Here is a 20066-nt window from a genome sequence, read left to right as displayed (position 1 = left end):
AACCTTGGGCAACCGCAAGCCGCCACTTTGCCGCCAAGAGTCACGCAGCATCCGCAACTGGGCTAGGCTCACTGCCGCCACCTTAGGAAAGCAGAGTTCATGACTGTTACACCCCTCATCTGGGTCATCACCATCGTTGTCATCCTGGCTTTGCTCGCCTTCGACTACTTCTTTCATATTCGCAAGGCGCACGTTCCCTCGCTGAAGGAAGCCGCTGTGTGGTCCTCCATCTACGTCGGCCTGGCCATCCTCTTCGGCATCCTGGTCTTGGTCTTCGGCGGCAGCACGATGGGGTCGGAATATTTCGCCGGCTACATCACGGAGAAAGCGCTGTCCGTTGACAACCTGTTTGTCTTCCTGATCATCATGGCGAGCTTCCGGGTTCCCCGCGAAGACCAGCAGAAAGTGTTGCTGTTCGGCATCGTCTTCTCCCTGATTGCCCGCACCGGGTTCATCTTTCTGGGCGCGGCGCTGATCAATTCCTTCGCCTGGGTGTTCTACATCTTCGGACTGATCCTGCTGATCACGGCGGGCAATCTGCTCAAGCCCGAAGCCCACGGCGATACGCAGGCGAACAACGTCATGATTCGGCTGGCCAAACGGCTCTTCCACACCACCGAGCACTACGACGGCGACAAGTTGTTCACGATGCACAACGGCAAGCGGGCGCTGACCCCGATGCTGCTGGTGATGGTCGCCATCGGCGGTACCGACATCCTCTTCGCCCTGGACTCAATACCGGCGATCTTCGGCCTCACACAAAATGTCTACATCGTCTTCACCGCGACCGCGTTCTCGCTGATGGGACTGCGCCAGCTGTACTTCCTGATCGACGGGCTCCTGGACCGGCTGATTTACCTTTCCTACGGCCTGGCGTTCGTCTTGGCGTTCATCGGCGTCAAGCTGGTGCTCCACGCGCTCCACGAGAACAATCTGCCGTTCATCAACGGTGGTGTACCGGTCCCGGTCGTGGAAATCAGCACGGGGCTGTCCCTGAGCGTGATCATCGGAGCGCTCACGATCACCGTTGTGGCCTCGCTGTTGAGTAAGGCGGGCAAAGCCCAGACCGCCATCAACAACGCGCGCCGCCACGCGGTCAGCTACCTCGATCTGGATTACACCGCTGATCTGGCCGAGCGCGAGCGGATCTACCGAATGCTGACCGCGGAAGAAGAACAGGTCCTGGCCATGGACCTGAAATACCGCGACAAGGCCAAGGACATCAACCGCATCCGCGAGCAGGTCGCTGAGGCGCATCAGAAGCATGACGAGTATCTGGCCCGGTAGAGCGCGCCGGAGCGCCTAACTTCGCCGAGGTCGTTGTTGACAGCGGGTGGGCGCGGGGAGCAAGCTGTGGCACACAACGGTGTCGCGCACTGATGCGTGGGGCCAAGGAACCTTCTTTCGTGAGGAGAAGCCCGTGCAGATTCCGGCTCCGTTCGATTATGTTCGTGCCAGTTCGGTCGAAAATGCCCTGGCCCTGCTCGATCGTCACGGGCCCGAGTCCCGGGTGGTCGCCGGCGGTCACAGCCTGCTGCCCATGATGAAACTGCGTCTGGCCCGGCCGGACTGGCTCATCGACATCAACGACCTGTTCGAGCTCGACTACTTGCTGATTGACAGAGTGCTCGTTGATCAGCACGTGCTGCGCATCGGCGCCATGACCCGGCACACGACGCTGCTCGAATCCGACGACGTCAAGCGACTGTTTCCCATCATCACCGATGCCGAACGGGTCATCGCCGACCCGATCGTGCGCAATCGCGGCACCATCGGCGGTTCGCTCTGCCAGGCCGACCCGGCTGAAGATCTCTCCACGGTCTGCCACGTGCTCGAAGCGGTGGCCGTCGTGCGCGGGCCGGCCGGTGAGCGGATGCTGTCCATGGCCGATTTCCACCGCGGCCCGTACGAGACCGCGGTCGCCCAGAACGAACTGCTGATCGAGGTGCGCGTGCCGATTCGGGAGCGCTCCGGCAGCGCCTACGAAAAGGTCGAACGACGAGTCGGAGACTGGGCCGTGGCTGCGGCCGGTGCGAGCGTGACGCTCACGTCCGACGGCACGATCGGCCAGGTGGCCGTCGGCCTCACCGCGGTCGGACTCGACCGCAATGTCACCGAGGTCGAAGCCGTGCTGATCGGCCAGGCTCCGACCGAGGAGCTATTCACGGAGGCCGGGCGCCTGGCCTCCATCGCCTGCGACCCCCTCACCGACCAGCGCGGACCGGTCGACTACAAGCGGCACCTCGCCGACGAGCTGACCCGTCGGGTGCTGCGGGCGGCCTGCCGCCGCGCCGCGGCATCCGTTTCTGAGATCACGATCTAGGAGTTGAGCCCTCATGCAGATCAGCCTGACCATCAACGGCACCGATGTCACCCGCGAGATCGAACCGCGCGTACTGCTGGTGCACTTCATTCGCGACGACCTGCGGCTCACCGGAACGCACTGGGGTTGCGACACCAGTAATTGCGGTACCTGCGTGGTACTCATGGACGGCCAGCCGGTGAAATCGTGCACCGTGCTGGCCGCCATGGCCGACGGGCACACGATCACGACGGTGGAAGGACTCGCCGACGGTGCCACGCTCGACCCGGTGCAGCAGGGTTTCATGGAGGAGCACGGCCTGCAGTGCGGTTTCTGCACCCCCGGCATGATGCTCACCGCCCGCGCCTTGCTCGACCACAATCCGCACCCCGAACCGCTCGAGATTCGCGAGGCCATCTCGGGACAGATCTGCCGCTGCACCGGCTACGCCACCATCGTGCGGTCGATTCAGTGGGCCGCCGAGCATCCACTCGTTGCCGCCGTTGACACAACCGAAGATGAAGAGGTGCGCGCATGACCATCCTCGAAGACCGCCCGTCGAACCCGGCGGCCGGCGACCACGACCGGCCAATCGGCCACGGGCGTATGCAACGCAAGGAAGACCCGCGGTTCGTGCGTGGCAAGGGCCACTATGTCGACGACATCGTGCTGCCCGGAATGCTGCACGGTGCGATCCTGCGCGCTCCCGTCGCCCACGCCCGGCTGGTCTCGATCGACACCACCGCGGCGCTCGCCCATCCCGGCGTGCACGCCGTCATCACCGGCAGCGACCTGCAGGCCCTCGGCCTGGCCTGGGCGCCGACCCTCTCGATGGACGTGCAGGCCGTGCTGGTCACCGACAAGGTGCGCTTCCAGGGCCAGGAGGTCGCCTTCGTCGTCGCCGACGACCGCTACGCCGCCCGCGACGCCCTTGAACTGATCCAGGTCGAGTACGACGTACTGCCGCCGGTCGTCGACGCCCGCAAGGCGATGGACCCGGGCGCTCCCGTCATTCGCGACGACCTCGAAGGCCGCACCGACAACCACATCTTCGACTGGGAAGCCGGCGACAAAGCCGAAACGGATGCCGTCTTCGCGAGCGCCGACGTCGTGGTGAAGCAGGAGATCGTCTACCCGCGGGTGCACCCGGCGCCGATGGAAACCTGCGGCGCCGTCGCTGACTTCGATGCCGTCGACGGCCGCCTCACCCTGTACGAGACGACGCAGGCGCCGCACGCCCACCGCACCCTGTTCGCGATGGTCTCCGGCATTCCCGAGCACAAGATTCGCGTGGTCTCCCCCGACATCGGCGGCGGCTTCGGCAACAAGGTCGGAATCTACCCGGGCTATATCCTCGCCGTGGTCGGCTCCATCGTCACCGGCAAACCGGTGAAATGGGTCGAGGACCGCTCCGAGAACCTCATGAGCACCTCGTTCGCCCGGGACTACATTATGCAGGGCGAGATCGCGGCGACCAAGGACGGCAAGATCCTGGCCCTGCGCACCAATGTACTCGCCGACCACGGCGCGTTCAACGCCACCGCCCAGCCCACCAAGTATCCGGCCGGGTTCTTCCACATCTTCACCGGCAGCTACGACCTGCAGGCAGCGCATTGCACCGTGACCGGCGTGTACACCAACAAGGCGCCCGGCGGCGTGGCCTACGCCTGCTCGTTCCGGGTCACCGAAGCGGTCTACCTGGTCGAGCGGATGGTCGATATCCTGGCCCGCAAGCTCGACATGGACCCGGCCGAGTTGCGCCTGAAAAACTTCATTAAGAAGGAGCAGTTTCCCTACGCCAACAAGACCGGCTGGGAGTACGACTCGGGCGATTACGAACCCACCATGCGGCTGTCGATGGAGATGGCCGGCTACGACGAACTGCGCCGCGAACAGAAGGAGAAACGCGAACGCGGTGAGCTCATGGGCATCGGCATCTCATTCTTCACCGAAACGGTCGGTGCCGGCCCGCGCAAGGACATGGACATTCTCGGCCTCGGCATGGCGGACGGCGCCGAACTGCGCATCCACCCCACGGGCAAGGCCGTCGTGCGCATCTCGGTGCAAAGCCAGGGTCAGGGCCACGAAACGACGTTCGCGCAGATCGTGGCGGAGGAGATCGGCATCCCCCCGGAAGACATCGACGTCGTGCACGGTGACACCGACCAGACGCCGTTCGGCCTCGGCACCTATGGCAGCCGGTCCACTCCGGTCAGCGGAGCCGCCGTGGCGCTCGTCGCCCGCAAGGTGCGGGAGAAGGCCCGGTTCATCGCCGCGGCCATGCTCGAGACCCGGCCGGAAGACCTCGAGTGGGAGAAGGGCCGCTGGTTCGTCAAGGGCGATCCGAGCGTGGGCAAGACCATGGCCGAGATCGCGATGGGCGCCCACGGCACGGTCGCGCTGCCCGAGGGTATCGACGGCAATCTCGACGCCGAGGTCACCTACGATCCGCCCAACCTCACTTTTCCGTTCGGCGCCTATATCTGCGTCGTCGACGTCGACCCGGGCACCGGCCATGTCAAGGTGCGCCGCTTCATCGCCGTCGACGACTGCGGCACCCGCATCAACCCGATGATCATCGAGGGCCAGATTCATGGTGGCCTCACCGACGGTGTCGGCATGGCACTGATGGAGATCATCGAGTTCGACGACGAGGGCAACTGCCTCGGCGGCTCGTTCATGGACTACCTCATCCCCACCGCCATGGAGGTACCCGACTGGGAGACCGGCTTCACCGTGACTCCGTCGCCGCACCACCCGATCGGAGCAAAGGGAGTTGGTGAGTCTGCCACGGTCGGGTCACCGCCGGCCGTCGTCAACGCCGTCGTGGATGCTCTCGCCCCGTTCGGCGTGGTGCACATGGACATGCCGTGCACACCATCCCGGGTCTGGGAGGCCATGCAGGGCCGCACGAGACCGCCGGTTTAGCATGCCCGAGATGAAGTCCGTGCTGGAGCGGGAGCTCGAGGCGCGCCGCGAACCGTTCGTGCACGCGACCGTGGTGCGCGCGGTGCGCCCGACGAGCGCGCACGCGGGCGACACGGCGCTCGTGCGCTTGACCGGCGAGATCGAGGGCTTCGTCGGCGGAACCTGCGTGGAGGCATCCGTTCGCCTGTACAGCCTGCAGGTGCTCGAAAGTCGCCAGCCGCTGCTGCTCAAGGTCGTGGCCGGTGTACCGTCGAGCACGGTGGAGGACGGCGCGGTCGAGGTCTCCAACCCCTGTGTCAGCGGCGGGGCGATCGAGATCTTTCTCGAACCGCGCCTTCCCCTGCCGCGCCTGATCGTGGTCGGGTCGACGCCCGACGCCGCGGCCCTTGCCACCCTCGCACCGCTCGTCGGTTTCGAGCTCCTGCAAACGGATGGCGCCTCTGCCGCCCCGCAGGCCGGCGACGCTGCGCTGGTCGTCGCGTCCCACGGCCGGGACGAGGAGTCCGCGCTGCTGGCGGCGCTGGCTGTGGGGGTGCCGTACGTGGCGCTCGTGGCCAGTCCCCGGCGCGGTGCGGCGGTGCTTGCGTCGCTCGACGTGTCGCCGGAGCAGCGCGCTCGGGTGTTCAGTCCGGCGGGCCTTGACCTCGGGGCGCGAACGCCCGGAGAGATTGCGGTGTCGATTCTGGCGCAGCTGGTACAGGAACGGGCCGGGCAGGGACATCCGGTTGGTGTGGGCGCGGTTGGTGTGGGCGCGGCTGGTGCCGGTGCTGTGGCGGGAGCGGCGGATTCGGCGATCGCCGCAGAGCCGCCTGACGCCAAAGCGCGTGCTGCCGACCCACCTGCTGCCGAGTCGCAGGCCGCCGGCGTCGCGATCGACCCGGTCTGCGGCATGTCCGTGGCCGCGCTGCCGTCGACGCTACAGGTCGAGCACAATGGCGGGACCGTCTATTTCTGTGCGGCGGGCTGCCGCAAGGCGTTTCTGGCGAATCCGGAGCCGTATGCGACCGCGCGGTAGCTGTCCGCGCCGTAGCCGCCCGACTTCACGATGGGGGTGGCTGCGTTGGTGACTCTGCCCGAGATCGTGCCCGATGTCGCCGCGCTACAGCGCGCCCTCGATGCCGAGGACTATCTGGCCGACGACGGGCTCGCAACCGCGGTTTTCCTGGCCGTCCGCATGCGGCAGCCGCTGCTACTCGAGGGCGAACCGGGGGTCGGCAAGACCGAGATCGCCAAGGCACTCGCCCGACTGCTCGACACCGCACTTTTTCGCCTGCAGTGCTACGAAGGTATCTCGGCCGGGGAGGCACTGTACGAGTGGAATTACCCGCGGCAACTGCTCGGCATCCGTTTGGCCGAGGCGCGCGGGGTTGAACTGGCCGAGACCGAGCTGTTCGGCCGCGACTACCTGCTGCGCCGCCCGCTGTTGCAGGCGATCGAGCACGCGGGCCCGCGGCCGGCCGTGCTGCTGCTCGACGAGATCGACCGGGCCGACGCCGAGTTTGAAGCCTTCACCTTTGAGCTGCTCGCCGAAGCTGCGGTCACCATCCCCGAGCTCGGAACCGTGCGGGCCACGCATCCGCCGATCGTGATTCTCACCAGCAATCGCACCCGCGACCTGCACGACGCGCTGACCCGGCGCTGTCTGTATCACTGGATCGACTACCCGGGGCCGGATCGGATCGCGCAGATCGTGCGCCGCCGGGTACCGAGCAGTTCACAGGTGATTGCGACCGAGGCCGCCCAGGCCATCACCCGCCTGCGTTCGCTTGACCTGGTGAAGCCGCCCGGAATCGCCGAGGCCATCGACTGGGTGGGCGCGCTCGGGGTGCTCGGCATTGAACAGCTGAGCGGCCGGGCGGTCGAGCAGACCTGGGGTTTCGTGCTGAAGAACCGGGACGACCTCGATCTCGCTACCGCTCGCGGGGCCGCCTGGGTCGTCGAGGCCGCCGGTGCCTGACCGCGGCGCACCTGTGCCCGGCAGAAGTGAGCCCGGCACCAGCAAGCCCGACGCACGTCAGCGCGACGCACGTCAGCCCGGCGCACGTCAGCCCGGCGCACGTCAGCCCGGCACCGAGTCGGCCTCACCGAGGCTTCCGAAGCCGCCGGCCCAGGGCCGGATCCCGCCGATCGAAGCTGCGGCCCTCGCCGCCGGGTTCAGCACGGCCCTGCACCGCGCCGGACTTCCCGTGTCGCCCGACCGGGCGGCCCGGTTGGCCGAGGCGCTCCGCCTCGTCCCCCCGACCGACCGCGCCGCCCTGTACTGGGCCTGCCAGATCGTGTTCGTCTCCCAGCAGCAGCACCTTGCCCGGTTCGACGCGGTGTTCAGCGCTGTCTTCGACGGTCGACTCGACCCGGCCGAAAGCCGCGGTGATCCCAATGCTCCCCCGGTGATCGGCTCGGAAACCCGTTCCCAGGCCGCCCCGCCGACCAATCGTCCGGCCGCAGCTCCCGAGCCTGGGGCCGATCGACCGCCGGCCCCCTTGCCCGGCACCGACTCGAGCGACAACGATAACGAGGCCCCGGAGCACGACGCCATCCTCGCCCTGGCCTCGAGCGACGAACACCTGCACGACATGGCGTTCGCCGACCTCGCCCCCGACGAACTCGCCCGCCTGCGCGAGCTCATTGCCCGCATCGTGCTGTCGACGCCGACCCGCCTGACCCGCCGCAGGCATCCGTCGCGGCACAGCCGTGACCGGCTCGATCTGGCCCGCACCGTGCGGTCAGCGCAGCGTACCGGGGGCGATCCGATCGCCCTGCACCACGCCCGCCGCCGGTCGAAGCCGCGCCGACTCGTGCTGCTCTGCGATGTGTCGGGCTCGATGGAGCCCTACACCCGGGTGTTCCTGTCGCTGCTTCAGGGCGCGGCGTCCGGCGCGCGGGCCGAAGCGTTCGTGTTCTCCACCCAGCTCACCCGGCTGACCCGTCAGCTCGCGCTCCGCGACCCGGACCAGGCACTCGCGCAGGCGGCCGCCACCGCGACGGATTGGGCCGGCGGTACCCGGCTGGCCGCGAGCATCCGTCGATTCATCGACGATTTCGGGCGACGCGGTCTGGCCCGGGGAGCGGTGATCGTGGTGTTCTCGGACGGCTGGGCGCAGGACGACCCGGTCGACGTCGCCGCCCAGATGGCACGCCTGCGCCGACTCGCGCACCGCATTATCTGGGTGAACCCGCGCAAGGTCGCCGTCGACTACCGGCCGCTCGTGGGCGGAATGGCTGCCGCGCTCCCCTACTGCGACGCCTTCGTCAGCGGCCACAGCTACGCCGCCCTGGCCGAGGTGGCGGCCGCGATTCGCGGCGACCCGCCAGCATCCGATCAACGAGCATTCTCCCACCAACCGACCTGACCGAGCAGAGGACACCCTGATGCAACTTGACAGCACCTTCACCGTTATCGCCCCCGTCGACACGGTCTGGGACACCCTGATGGACTTCGAACGTGTCGCCGGGTGTGTGCCGGGCGCTCAGATTCTCAACCAACTCAGCGATGACAACTACCAGGTGGGGATGAAGGTCAAGCTTGGCCCGGTCACGATGCAGTACCGCGGGCAGATGAACGTCGACGAGCGCGACGCCGAGGCACACCGGGCCGTATTCTCCGGCAAGGCTCAGGAGACCCGCGGTCAGGGTACAGCCCAGGCCACGGTCACCCTCGTTCTGGTCGAAACCGACGGTGTCACCCAGGGCACGGTCAGCGCCGATTTGTCCCTCTCCGGCAAGGCGGCGGCCATGGGCAAGGGCGTCATCAGCAGCGTCACCGAGCAGATGATGGGGCTGTTCGCCGGCAATCTGCAAGACCTGATCGAGGGCGGTGCCGCTGCTGATTCCGACGGTGAAGCGGATGCCGCAGCCAGGGCCGCCGACAGCGCTGCCACCCCCGTAGGGGACCACCTCGACGACCCGGCCACCCTCGTCCAGGGTTCCCCCCGCGCCGTCACCGACGTGAGTGATATTCCACCCGGGGATGCCCCGGCCGCCGATACCCTCCCTAACGTCACGCCGGATGCCCCCGCCCGGCTGCCCAGCGCCGTGCCGCCGCGCCCAGTGCCACCGCGCGCGGCTCCGTCAGACGGCCATAGCGGGGCACCCGCTGGCGGGCATCGCGGCGCGCCGTATCGGGCAGCGCCGGCCCCGAGCCTCAACGCTCTGAGCCTGGTCAAGGGCGTCATTGCCGACCAGTTGAGCGACCCGGTGAAACTTGTGGGTCTGCTGGCCACGGTAGCGTTCATCGCATACCGAATCGGCCGACGGGCATCCGGCCGTTAGAGTCGACCGACGACAGAAGGGAGCCCGGCATGCGTGAAGTTCTCACTACCCTCTTCGCTGGCTGGCAGGGCGGCGCGACGGCGGGCCTCGCGACCGTCGTGCGCACCTTCCAGTCGGCACCTCGGCCAGCCGGCGCATCGATGCTGGTCAGCGCCGACGGCACGGTCGCCGGCTCGGTCTCTGGCGGCTGCGTCGAGGGCGCCGTCTACGAACTGGCCACCCAGGTCGTAGAGGACGGCGTGCCGGTGCTCGTGCGCTACGGCATCAGCGACGACGACGCCTTCGCGGTGGGGCTGACCTGCGGCGGTATCCTCGACGTCTTCATCGAACCCGTCTCCCGCGGAACCTTCGCACTGCTCGAGGGGGTGCATGACGATGTGGACGCCGGGCGCCCGGTGGGGGTCGCCACGGTGATCGAGCATCCGGATGCCGGCTGGATCGGCCGCCACCTCGTGGTGCGGCCGCAGGGATTCGAGGGCGATCTCGGATCGGACCGCGCCAACCACGCCATCGGCGACGACACCCAGGGGCTGCTCGCCGCCGGCCGCAACACGACTCTGACCTACGGTCCAGACGGCGAGCGTCGCGGTGAGGGCATGCGGGTATTCTTCGCGAGCTACGCGCCCAGGCCCCGCATGCTGGTCTTCGGAGCGATCGATTTCGCCACCGCTCTGGCCCGGCTCGGAACCTTTCTCGGCTACCGGGTCACGGTCTGCGATGCCCGTGGCGTGTTCGCCACCGCCGCCCGCTTTCCCGGGGTCGACGAAGTCGTGGTGAGCTGGCCCGACCGCTACCTGCGCGAACAGATCGCGGCCGGCCTCATCGATCCCCGCACGGTCATCTGTGTGCTCACCCACGACCCGAAATTCGACGTTCCCCTGCTTGAAGCCGCCCTGCACGGCCCATCGGTGGCGTATATCGGCGCCATGGGATCCCGCCGCACCCACCTCGACCGGCTGGAACGGCTGCGGGCGGTCGGCGTGACCGACAGCGAGCTGGCCCGGCTGCGCAGTCCGATCGGCCTCGATCTCGGCTCCCGCACGCCGGAGGAGACAGCGGTCTCGATCGCGGCCGAGATCATCTCCCTGCAGTGGGGCGGGAGCAACGAACCCCTGCACACCCTCGTCGACTCCATCCACGGCGACTCGATCCACCATGACGACCTCGTCGACCCCAACCCACCGCCGTCATCGTCGCGGCCATCGCCATCGCCATCGCCATCGCCATCGCCATCGAGTCAAGCTCCGGGGAGCACGTCCATTTCACGAACGGTCCTGCGCGGCTAGCTGTACCGGGCAGCGCGCGCAGTTCGACGCGCGTGTTACGCGAGGTGCCATCTTTCGCCCTAAGGCGTACGTGGGGCGCCATAGGGCTGGCGGCGATAGGCTCGACGGATGGCTCTCGAATCCGCTGTCCCCCCCACTGTCACGCCGAAGAGCGATCGAGATTCTGTCCGATGAGCATTCTGGACGCCGTCAGGTCGGTGCTGTTCGTGCACGCGCACCCCGACGACGAGACCATCGGCACCGGCGGCCTCATCGCGTATCTCGCGAGCCGCGGCATCCGCATCACCCTGGTCACGGCCACCCGCGGTGAACGCGGTGAAGTCGTCGCGGGGCCGCTCGCGGCGCTCGTCGGCACTGCCGCCCTGGCCGAGGAACGCGAGCGCGAACTCGAGCGCGCCGCCCGGACGCTCGGCATCAACGAGGGATTCTGGCTCGGCGAGGCACCGGCCCGCGCGCCCGGGCTCGCGCCGCGCCACTACCGCGACTCCGGTATGGAGTGGATCCGCCCCGGCCTGGCCGGCCCTGCCGCCGATTCCGCAGCGGATGCCCTCGCCCGCGCTCCGCTCACCGAGGTCACCACCGACCTCGTAGCCGTTCTCCAGCACGTGCAACCGAGCCTGGTCATCAGCTACGACCGAACCGGCGGCTACGGCCACCCGGACCACGTGCGGGTACACGACGCCGCCCTCGCCGCCAGCCGAGCAATCGCCCTCCCCTACGCCGAGATTCTCCACTCCCCCACAGCGGATACGGAATGGTTCGACCTCGACGCCCATCGCGCCACCGTCGTGGCCGCCCTCCGCTGCCACGCCAGCCAGCTCAGTGTCGACGGCGACTTCATCGTGCACTCCGGCGGCCAGCGCGAACCCATCCGCCCGTCGGTCGGCCTGCGCCTGCGCTGACCATAGCATCCGCTTAAACCAAATGAGGCCGCCCAATGGGCGGCCTCAGAAGCGGTAACAGCGTGTGACAGAACCGGTGGTGGAGATGCGGGGAATTGAACCCCGGTCCACTGCTGTGGTCATATGCCTTCTACGGGTGTATCCAGTGAAATCGCTTTCTCGGCCCCGGAATTTGCCACTGGCATCTACTCCGACAGGCCCAGCCTTCGTTTAAGTCCCTCTACACCCCGTGGCTCAATGTAGAAGCAATCTCTCTAAATGGCGTCAGGATCCGGGTAGAGAGCATTCCCGGTCTGGCGGACTTCTTTAGTGCTTTCGCTTAGGCAGCGAGAGCGAAGTCAGTGCGCTTTGAATTGGCACTTATTGTTTTGCAGAGATCGTTTACGAGATAACCCTGCATCCTCGACCCGCTTCTCACAATTGCGCAAACAATGTCGAAACCGATCATCCCCATACACATCGCACGCCTCAAAAAGCGCCAGCGATGGGTTCGTGTCACACGCTGTTGAGTTACCAATCTGCACCAGTTTCGGTGCAGCCCTCCATACTACTACAGAAGTTGCCTAGTCGCCGAGATGGCGCTGCGCCGACATCGCGCGGTCCGATTCGCGCTTGTCGGTGCGTTCACGCAGAGTCTGACGCTTGTCGTACTCTTTCTTACCCTTGGCGACGGCGATCTCAACCTTGGCCCGACCATCCGCGAAGTAAATCCGCAGCGGAATGAGCGTGTAACCGCCCTCCTTGGTCTTGTGGCTGATCTTAATGATCTCCTTCTTGTGCAGCAGGAGCTTGCGCTTGCGGCGCGGCGGGTGATTGGTCCACGAGCCACCCGAATACTCCGGAATGTGCACCGCATCCAGCCAGGCCTCGCCGCCCTCGATGAAGGCGTAGCCGTCAACCAGGGTGGCCCGGCCCGCGCGCAGCGACTTGACCTCGGTGCCGCTCAAGACCATTCCGGCCTCGTAGGTGTCACTGATGAGGTAGTCATGTCGGGCCTTGCGGTTGGTCGCCACGACCTTTTCGCCACGTTCCCTGGGCATGTGTTCACCTCAATTTTTATTCGTCAAGTGGATGCCACCGAAAGATCCGGCAGACAGCCCACCAGTCTACCGGCCCCGCGCCTGATCGCTACGCGCGGGCATCCGCTTGACGCTTAAACCTTGAGGTAGCGGGTGATCGCGAAGTTGGCCGAGAACGCGGCGAGCACCGCACCGACCACCAGCAGAATGGGCACCACAACGAGCGCATCATCCATACCGACCAGGGCAAAGCCGGTGAGTCTGGCCCCGAGATACCCCTGCACGAAGAAGTAGACCAGCGCCACAATCGCGCCGCCGGCGAGCAGCGAGCCGAGCAGCGCCGCGAAGACGCCCTCGAGAATGAACGGCGTTTGAATGAACCGGTTGCTCGCGCCGACCAGTCGCATAATGCCGAGTTCGCGGCGTCTCGAGAACGCCGACAAACGGATGGTCGTGGCGATCAGCAGCGCCGCTGCGATCAGCATCAACCCGGCAATGCCAATGGCGGTGTAGCTCGCGACGTTGAGCACCGAGAAGATCTGGTCCAGGTATTTGCGCTGGTCAGCGACGTTTTCTACGCCGGCCACCCCGGACAAGCTCTCGACCAGCACGGCGGACTGGGACGGGTCTTTGAGGTTGACCCAGAAGGTCTGGTTCAACTGATCCGCGGTCACGTAGTCGGCCACCGGGTTGCCGGCGAACTGCTTCTTGAAGTTCTCGAAGGCCTGCTCGTGCGTCTCGAAATAGTAGGTGTCGACGAACGGCGCCAGGGTCGGCGATTCGAGCTGGGCCTCGACGGCTGCGATCTGCTCTGCCGAGGCGTCGCCGCCGGTGCAGGTTTCGCCCGGCGAGATGTCGGAGCACATATAGATGCCGACCTGCGCCTTGTCGTACCAGAAGTTCTTCATCTGGCCGATCTGCATCTGCATCAGTACGGCCGCGCCGACGAAGGTCAGCGAGATGAAAGTCACGAGTACCACGGAGACGACCATGGATGCGTTGCGTCGCAGACCGTTCGCGGCCTCGGAGAGCACCAGTCCGAGCCTCATCGGTTGGGCCCCACGTTCTGTTCGCCGGTTTGGTCGGGTTTCTCGCCCGGCGCCCGCAGCCCGAGTTTCTCGGCGAGGGTGAGCTGTTCGGGGGCGTCGTTCGGGGCGACCGGAAGAACTGGGCGCGCCATCGGCGGCGTGGCCACGGCAGTGTCGGCCTCCTCATCAGCAGGAGCCTCGGCCGCGGGAGCCGACACGGTCGGTACCGAAACAACCGACGCGGCCGCCGCGGCAACCGCAGCTGCCGCCGCCTGGTGCAGGGACACGGAGGTTTCGGGAACCGGCGCCGACGGATGCGTCAACGACGGTTGGGCCTCGGCCCGCGCTGCGACGGCGGCCGACGCGACCGGTACGGGGTCGCTCGCTGCGGCATCCGCTTCAGACGACGGCACGATGGTCGGGATGGACGCGGTGGCGTAGCCGCCCTGGCGTTCATCCCGCACGATCTCGCCGTTGACCAGTTCGATCACGCGGCGCTGCATCTTGTCCACGATGCCGGCCTCGTGGGTGGCCATGATCACGGTGGTGCCGCCCGCGTTGATGCTCGCGAGCAGTGCCATGATTTCGGCGCTCGTGGTGGGGTCGAGGTTTCCGGTGGGCTCATCGGCCAGCAAAATCTGGGGCTTGTTCACGATGGCGCGGGCAATGGCCACGCGCTGCTGCTCACCACCGGAGAGTTCGTGCGGCAGGCGCTGGGCCTTCTCGGCCAGGCCGACCATCTTCAGGGTGTCGGGCACGGCTTCCTGAATGAAGCCACGGCTCTTGCCGATGACCTGCAGGCTGAACGCGACATTGTCGAAGACCGTCTTGTTCGGCAACAGCCGAAAGTCCTGAAAGACCACGCCCATGTTGCGGCGAAAATAGGGCACCTTGCGGTTGGAGATCGAGCGCAGGTCTTGCCCGAGCACGTGGATGCTGCCGCTGGTCGGCTTCTCCTCCTTGAGCACGAGCCGCAGGCAGCTCGATTTGCCCGATCCGGAGGCGCCGACCAGAAAGACGAATTCGCCTCGCAAAATCTCGACGTCGATCGAGTTCAGGGCCGGCCGAGAGGTGCCGGGATACTTCTTGGTTATGTGATCAAAGCGGATCATAGCTCTTAGAGCCTAGGCACCCGCTGGCGTTTTCCCTACTGCGACATACCCGAGAGGGGGAAGGCTCAGCATCCGTTTAGTCTTCGGGGGCTTTCTTGCGCCAGCGGATGCCGGCCGAAATGAAACCGTCCAGGTCACCATCGAAGACGTTGCTGGGGTTGTTCACCTCGTACTCGGTGCGCAGGTCCTTGACCATTTGGTAGGGCGCGAGCACGTAGCTGCGCATCTGGTCGCCCCAGCTCGCGGTGATGTTGCCGGCGAGCTCTTTCTTGGTCGCGGCCTCTTTCTCGCGCTCGAGTACCAGCAGCCGGGACTGCAGCACGCGCATGGCGGCGGCCCGGTTCTGAATCTGGCTCTTCTCGTTTTGGCAGCTCACCACGGTGCCGGTGGGCAGGTGGGTGATGCGCACGGCGGAGTCGGTGGTGTTGACCGACTGGCCGCCAGGGCCGCTCGAGCGGAAGACATCCACTCGAATATCGCCGTCGGGCACCTCGATCGACTCGGTCTGTTCGATCAAAGGCACCACCTCGACCGCGGCGAACGAGGTCTGGCGCTTGCCGGCCGAGTTGAACGGGCTCATCCGTACCAGGCGGTGGGTTCCGGCCTCGACGCTGAGCGTGCCGAAGGCGTAGGCGGCATCGACCTCGAAGGTCGCGCTCTTGATGCCGGCTTCTTCGGCGTAGCTGATGTCGAGCACGGTCGTGCGGTAGTCGTGCTGTTCGGCGTAGCGCAGGTACATGCGCAGCAGCATTTCGGCGAAGTCGGCGGCATCCACTCCCCCGGCGCCGGCGCGAATGGTGATGACGGCGTTGCGTTCGTCGAATTCGCCGTTGAGCAGGGTCTGCACTTCGAGCTCGCCGAGCAGCTTCTGCAGGCTGGCGAGTTCGACGCCGGCCTCGTCGGCCAGTTCCTGGTCGCCCTGGCCGTCATTGGCCATCTCCACGAGCACCTCGAGGTCATCGAGGCGGGCACCGATGCTTTCGATGCGGGCCAGTTGCGACTGCCGGTGGCTGAGGTCGCTCGTCACCTTCTGGGCGTGCTCGGTGTCGTCCCACAAGTCGGGCATACCGGCCTCGCCGCTGAGGTCGTCAATCTCCGCGCGCAGTCGATCAATGTCGATCACCGAGCGGATGTCGCCAAACGTGGTCCGCAGCGCGGCGATCTGTACTGAGAAATCCAAGTCAATCATGTTCTGTTCAGCCTACCGGGCGAAGGCGCGGTGCTGCCGGGCTGGTGAGAGCACCACTCGAACAGCACTCCGGAAAACACGGTCGGGATTGCACGTGCCGGATTACAGGGGCGGGATCGTACGTGTCTGATTACAGGGGCGGGATCGCACGGGTCTGAGCAGCACGGGTCGGGATAGCACCGTCGGGATTGCACTGCGAGTAGCATCGAACCGATGAGCAATCACGAGCGCCCCTTCAGCCTGCGCTCGGTCGCCCTGGTCGCGTTCCTACCGACCCTGCTGTTCTCGATCGGCGAGGGCGCGATTATCCCGCTGATTCCCCTGGTTGCGACTGACCTCGGTGCCTCCCTGGCCATTGCCGGTGTGATTGCAGCGATGGTCATGCTCGGTGAGCTGGTCGGCGATATTCCCAGCGGCTGGATCGTCTCGCGCATTGGGGAACGGAACGCGATGGTCTGGGCATCCGGTCTCACCATCGGTGCCGTGATCGTCTGCATTGTCGCTCCCAACCCACTCGTGCTCGGTCTCGGCATTTTTCTGGTCGGCCTCGCCACAGCCATTTTTGCCCTCGCCCGGCATGCCTTCATGACCAACTATGTGCCGCTGGTCTACCGGGCCCGCGCGCTGTCGACCCTCGGCGGCGTGTTTCGAGCCGGCTGGTTTGTCGGCCCCTTTCTCTCGGCCGGCCTGATTCACCTCACCGGTGGTACGCAGGCCGTGTTCTGGGTATTCATCATCTGCTGCGTCGCCGCATCAGCGACGCTGCTGTTGTTGCCAGACCCGTCGAAAGCCTTTGCCACTCCCTCCGCTGATAGGACCATATTCGACGCCACCGACACGAGCACCGGCGCGATCAGCAGCACCGGAACGGCGCGACCGGCCGTGCCGGTGCAGGGATTGTTCCAGACCATTTGGAGTCACCGCGGAGTGCTTTTGCGGCTCGGTACGGGCGCCGGTCTGATCGGTGCGATGCGGGCCAGCCGCACCGTGATGCTGCCGCTCTGGGCGGTCAGTATCGGCATCAGCGCCCCCGACACGGCGTTGATCATCGGCATCGCCGGCGGCATCGACTTCGCCCTGTTCTATGTCAGCGGCCAGATCATGGACCGGTTCGGCCGCATCTGGAGCGCGCTGCCCTCGATGATCGGCCTCGGTGTCGGCCACCTGGCACTCGCGTTCACCCACGACCTGCCGAGCAACGTGGAGTGGTTCATCGGCGTGGCCATGTTCCTCTCGCTCGCCAACGGGGTCGGCAGCGGCCTGCTGATGAAGCTCGGCGCCGACCTCGCTCCGCGGCCGAATCCCGCACCGTTCTTGGGCGCCTGGCGGTTCACGGCCGACTTCGGGAGCGCCGCAGCTCCCCTGGCGGTCGCCGGCATCACCGCGCTGGTCTCGCTCTCGGTTGCCAGCGGCGTGATGGGGGCAATTGGCCTCTGCGGCGCGGTGCTGCTGCGCCGCTACATTCCGCGCTACGCCCCGCATCGCCCCGGCCGCCTGCTCTGACCGGGCGAACCTGACCGGGTGGAATGTTCCCGGCGGCTCGCGCGTTGGGCCAAATATGCCCCTCATCGGAGAATACGAGCCAAGCACCGCCCAGTGGGTGCGCGACCAGGTCGACCTGTACGAGAAGTCCGGCGGAACCGAGGGCACGACTCTGCGTGACATGCCAGTGATCGTACTCACCACCGTCGGCCTCAAGAGCGGCAAGTTGCGCAAGGCACCGCTCATGCGCGTCGAACACGACGGCCACTATGCCGCTGTCGCCTCGCTCGGTGGCAGCCCCAAAAACCCGGTCTGGTACGCCAACGTCATCGCGCACCCCGAGGTGGAGCTGCAAGACGGGCCCGAGAAGTGGGACATGCGCGCCCGCGAGATCACCGGCGACGAAAAGGCCGTCTGGTGGGAGCGCGCCGTGGCAGCCTTCCCCGACTACGCCGCCTACCAGGTCAAGACCGAGCGGAAGATTCCGGTTTTCGTGCTCGAACCCATCGAATAAAGGTGGCGAAAGCAGCCACCCGCAAGGCGTCGATCGACCGCATAACGCTGCCCGACCTCGCCGACGACGACGGGGCGCAGCTTTGCTCCGGCGACGGTCGCGAGGCCGAGCGCTACACCGGCGTGAACCTCGACGGCCGCGACCTGACCGGTATCTCCTTCGGGGAGTGTGAATTTGCGGGAGTCTCGCTGCATGAGACCAAGCTGCGCGGAGCATCCTTCTCGGAATGTCTCGCCACCGATCTGCACGCCCCGGTGTTCAGCGCGCCGCGCTCGAACTGGCGTGACGTGCAGATCAACCACGCCCGACTCGGCTCGGTCGAGGTCTACGAGGCGACGCTGCGCTCGGTGCACATCGACGGGTCGAAGCTCGATTTCGTAAATCTGCGCAACGCGACCCTGACCGATGTGCTGCTGAGCAACTGCATTATCGACGAGCTCGACCTCGGCAGCGCCACCGTGCAGCGCCTCGAACTGCAGAACTGCCGCATCGGCACCCTCGATGTCGGCGGCGCCAAGCTCAAGGACGTCGACCTGCGCTCCAGCGACTTCTCGGCCGTCCACGGCCTTGAGGGCCTGCGCGGTGCCACGATCGACGATGCCCAGCTCGGCATGCTGGCGCCGCTTCTCGCCGCCCACCTCGGCCTGCGCGTCGAATAGGCCGGGCCTCGGCGCCGCTCGATAAGCGGATGCCCGGGCCGGCCTGGTACGGCCGCCCGCGCAGGGTCGCCGCGTCAGGGAATCGCGACCGCGGTCAGCTCGAGGTCGGACTTCGGCTGGTCGCGCTGCGTCGCGATGGCAGCCCCGGCGGCCACGCAGACCACGACGATCGCTATCTGCTGCAGCAGCGTGAAGGTCTCGCCGAGCACGAGCGCGCCGAACCCGGCCGCGATCACCGGGCCGAAGCTCGTGATGATCGCGTACAGCCGAGGGCTGATCCGCCGCAGAATGTACGTGTCGAGTGTGTAGGGAAAGGCCGAGGAAACCACTCCGACGAGCAGGAGCAACCCGACAACGCCCCAGGTGAACGCCGACAGGTCGAGGGTGAGCACGGCGAACGGCACCACGATCACGAGGCTGACCAGGCTGGCAATGGAGATACCCTCAAGGCCGGCAAATTCGGTCGCCACCCTGCGGGTCAGCAGGATGTAACAAAACCAGGAAGCCGCTGCGGTGAGGGCGAGCGCAATGCCGAGCAGGTCGAGCGTGCCGTCCGACCAGGTCAGCAGAAACACGCCCCCGGCGGCGGCCGCGGCGCACACGAAGTCCAGGATGCGGCGGCTGGTGACGAGGGCGAGAGCGAACGGGCCGAGAAATTCAATGGTCGCCGCAACGCCCAGCCCGAGCATGCTCACGGCCTGGTAGAAGCTGAGGTTCATCACGGCGAGCACGACGCCGAGGGCGAGCGGCGGCCAGATGCGGATCCAGGTCAGGTTCTTGAGCCTGGGCCGGGCCAGCGGCAGCACGACGATGACCATGACGATTTGTCGGGCCGCGACGACGACCGGCGAGCCGACGAGGGGAATGAGCAGTCCGGCCAGCGACGAACCGAAATTGATGCTGACTTCGGTGGCGAGTTGAGCTCCCGCACCCTTCCATTGCCCCCGCTTGGTACGCACGCTGCTCCTGTCGGCGCCGTCAGGGCACCTAGCGAGGGTACCGCGCGCGGCATCCGCTCTGAGAATGCGCGGACGACCGCGGCCTAGAGCTGCAGCGGAACGAAGGTGTATTCGCTGGTCAAATGTTCGTGCTGGCAGGCACCGCAGTAGAGCACTCCGGACACGCGCATCGCGTCGACCCGGGAGGAGCATTGGATGACCTTGGGCCCACAGCACGGCGAGATCACCATGAAGCCACCCGATTCGGCCGGATCGTGACCGCTCAATCCGCGGTAGTGATGCACTCCCTCGCAGGGGAGAAGGGACTCGAAGTCGAGCTGCTCCACACTGTGCTCATCGACTTCGTGTCGGTCTAGTAATGCATCCATGAATTAACAGCCGTTCTCGGTGATTCTCAGCCGCCATGCTGGGCCACGT

Annotated in this window: 19 protein-coding genes and 1 other RNA gene; 13 read left to right on the top strand and 7 right to left on the bottom strand. The window is 66.4% G+C overall.

Features of this window, described 5'->3' with window-relative positions; translation table 11 throughout:
- Nucleotides 1–99: 99 nt before the first annotated feature.
- From E3T46_RS04725 to E3T46_RS04675, 10 genes are all read left to right on the top strand, one after another.
- A complete protein-coding gene (locus tag E3T46_RS04725; RefSeq protein ID WP_134577631.1) occupies nucleotides 100–1287 on the top strand; it encodes a TerC family protein in 1188 nt (395 codons plus the stop codon).
- Between the two features lie 133 nt (nucleotides 1288–1420).
- Nucleotides 1421–2323, top strand: a complete 903-nt coding sequence (locus tag E3T46_RS04720) for a xanthine dehydrogenase family protein subunit M (protein WP_134577630.1) — start codon at nucleotides 1421–1423, stop codon at nucleotides 2321–2323.
- Nucleotides 2324–2336: 13 nt separating this feature from the next.
- The gene (locus tag E3T46_RS04715) at nucleotides 2337–2840 is read left to right on the top strand and encodes a (2Fe-2S)-binding protein (protein WP_092449329.1); all 504 of its coding nucleotides are present in this window, start codon (nucleotides 2337–2339) and stop codon (nucleotides 2838–2840) included.
- Entirely contained in the window at nucleotides 2837–5230 is a 2394-nt protein-coding gene (locus E3T46_RS04710) for an aerobic carbon-monoxide dehydrogenase large subunit (protein WP_134577629.1), read from the top strand. Before E3T46_RS04715 ends, E3T46_RS04710 begins: the two co-directional genes overlap by 4 nt.
- A 10-nt stretch (nucleotides 5231–5240) precedes the next feature.
- Nucleotides 5241–6245 carry an XdhC family protein gene (locus tag E3T46_RS04705; protein ID WP_241980456.1) on the top strand — a complete coding sequence of 335 codons (1005 nt, stop codon included), beginning with the start codon at nucleotides 5241–5243 and terminating at the stop codon, nucleotides 6243–6245.
- A 48-nt stretch (nucleotides 6246–6293) separates the two neighbouring features.
- Entirely contained in the window at nucleotides 6294–7187 is an 894-nt protein-coding gene (locus E3T46_RS04700) for a MoxR family ATPase (RefSeq protein ID WP_241980455.1), read from the top strand.
- A 13-nt stretch (nucleotides 7188–7200) separates the two neighbouring features.
- Nucleotides 7201–8580 carry a VWA domain-containing protein gene (locus E3T46_RS04695; protein ID WP_241980454.1) on the top strand — a complete coding sequence of 460 codons (1380 nt, stop codon included), beginning with the start codon at nucleotides 7201–7203 and terminating at the stop codon, nucleotides 8578–8580.
- Nucleotides 8581–8599: 19 nt separating this feature from the next.
- Entirely contained in the window at nucleotides 8600–9499 is a 900-nt protein-coding gene (locus E3T46_RS18360; RefSeq protein WP_241980453.1) for an SRPBCC family protein, read from the top strand.
- A gap of 29 nt (nucleotides 9500–9528) precedes the next feature.
- Complete coding sequence (locus E3T46_RS04680) at nucleotides 9529–10785, top strand: XdhC/CoxI family protein (protein WP_134577626.1); 1257 nt, start codon at nucleotides 9529–9531, stop codon at nucleotides 10783–10785.
- Nucleotides 10786–10955: 170 nt separating this feature from the next.
- Nucleotides 10956–11687: a PIG-L family deacetylase gene (locus E3T46_RS04675; protein WP_134577625.1), complete on the top strand. Its 732-nt coding sequence runs from the start codon at nucleotides 10956–10958 to the stop codon at nucleotides 11685–11687.
- A gap of 77 nt (nucleotides 11688–11764) precedes the next feature.
- On the opposite strand, the gene ssrA is transcribed toward E3T46_RS04675, so the two are convergent.
- From ssrA to prfB, 5 genes are all read right to left on the bottom strand, one after another.
- Nucleotides 11765–12139: a transfer-messenger RNA gene (gene ssrA, locus E3T46_RS04670) on the bottom strand.
- 111 nt (nucleotides 12140–12250) lie between these two features.
- Nucleotides 12251–12727 (bottom strand): SsrA-binding protein SmpB, encoded by a 477-nt coding sequence (gene smpB / locus E3T46_RS04665; RefSeq protein ID WP_092449344.1) that lies wholly within the window; start codon nucleotides 12725–12727, stop codon nucleotides 12251–12253.
- Between the two features lie 113 nt (nucleotides 12728–12840).
- The gene (ftsX, locus tag E3T46_RS04660; RefSeq protein WP_104132645.1) at nucleotides 12841–13755 is read right to left on the bottom strand and encodes a permease-like cell division protein FtsX; all 915 of its coding nucleotides are present in this window, start codon (nucleotides 13753–13755) and stop codon (nucleotides 12841–12843) included.
- Nucleotides 13752–14846: a cell division ATP-binding protein FtsE gene (gene ftsE / locus E3T46_RS04655; protein ID WP_134577624.1), complete on the bottom strand. Its 1095-nt coding sequence runs from the start codon at nucleotides 14844–14846 to the stop codon at nucleotides 13752–13754. Before ftsE ends, ftsX begins: the two co-directional genes overlap by 4 nt.
- A 76-nt stretch (nucleotides 14847–14922) precedes the next feature.
- Nucleotides 14923–16035, bottom strand: a complete 1113-nt coding sequence (prfB, locus tag E3T46_RS04650) for a peptide chain release factor 2 (protein ID WP_134442700.1) — start codon at nucleotides 16033–16035, stop codon at nucleotides 14923–14925.
- Nucleotides 16036–16248: 213 nt separating this feature from the next.
- Between prfB and E3T46_RS04645 the strand changes: the two genes are divergently transcribed.
- The 3 genes from E3T46_RS04645 to E3T46_RS04635 are packed head-to-tail and all read left to right on the top strand — an operon-like array spanning nucleotide 16249 to nucleotide 18690.
- The gene (locus E3T46_RS04645; RefSeq protein ID WP_134577623.1) at nucleotides 16249–17538 is read left to right on the top strand and encodes an MFS transporter; all 1290 of its coding nucleotides are present in this window, start codon (nucleotides 16249–16251) and stop codon (nucleotides 17536–17538) included.
- A gap of 55 nt (nucleotides 17539–17593) precedes the next feature.
- A complete protein-coding gene (locus tag E3T46_RS04640) occupies nucleotides 17594–18031 on the top strand; it encodes a nitroreductase family deazaflavin-dependent oxidoreductase (RefSeq protein ID WP_092449355.1) in 438 nt (145 codons plus the stop codon).
- A 2-nt stretch (nucleotides 18032–18033) separates the two neighbouring features.
- Nucleotides 18034–18690 carry a pentapeptide repeat-containing protein gene (locus E3T46_RS04635; protein ID WP_134577622.1) on the top strand — a complete coding sequence of 219 codons (657 nt, stop codon included), beginning with the start codon at nucleotides 18034–18036 and terminating at the stop codon, nucleotides 18688–18690.
- A 74-nt stretch (nucleotides 18691–18764) separates the two neighbouring features.
- On the opposite strand, the gene E3T46_RS04630 is transcribed toward E3T46_RS04635, so the two are convergent.
- Nucleotides 18765–19649 carry an EamA family transporter gene (locus E3T46_RS04630; protein WP_241980452.1) on the bottom strand — a complete coding sequence of 295 codons (885 nt, stop codon included), beginning with the start codon at nucleotides 19647–19649 and terminating at the stop codon, nucleotides 18765–18767.
- 83 nt (nucleotides 19650–19732) lie between these two features.
- Nucleotides 19733–20017, bottom strand: a complete 285-nt coding sequence (locus E3T46_RS17760; protein ID WP_134467497.1) for a hypothetical protein — start codon at nucleotides 20015–20017, stop codon at nucleotides 19733–19735.
- Between the last annotated feature and the right edge of the window lie 49 nt (nucleotides 20018–20066).

The sequence above is a fragment of the Cryobacterium sp. Hh11 genome (assembly GCF_004404045.1).
In the GTDB taxonomy this organism is placed as follows: Bacteria; Actinomycetota; Actinomycetes; order Actinomycetales; family Microbacteriaceae; genus Cryobacterium; species Cryobacterium levicorallinum.
Note: the sequence above shows the minus strand (reverse complement) of the source record. Positions and strands in the feature narration are given on the sequence as shown.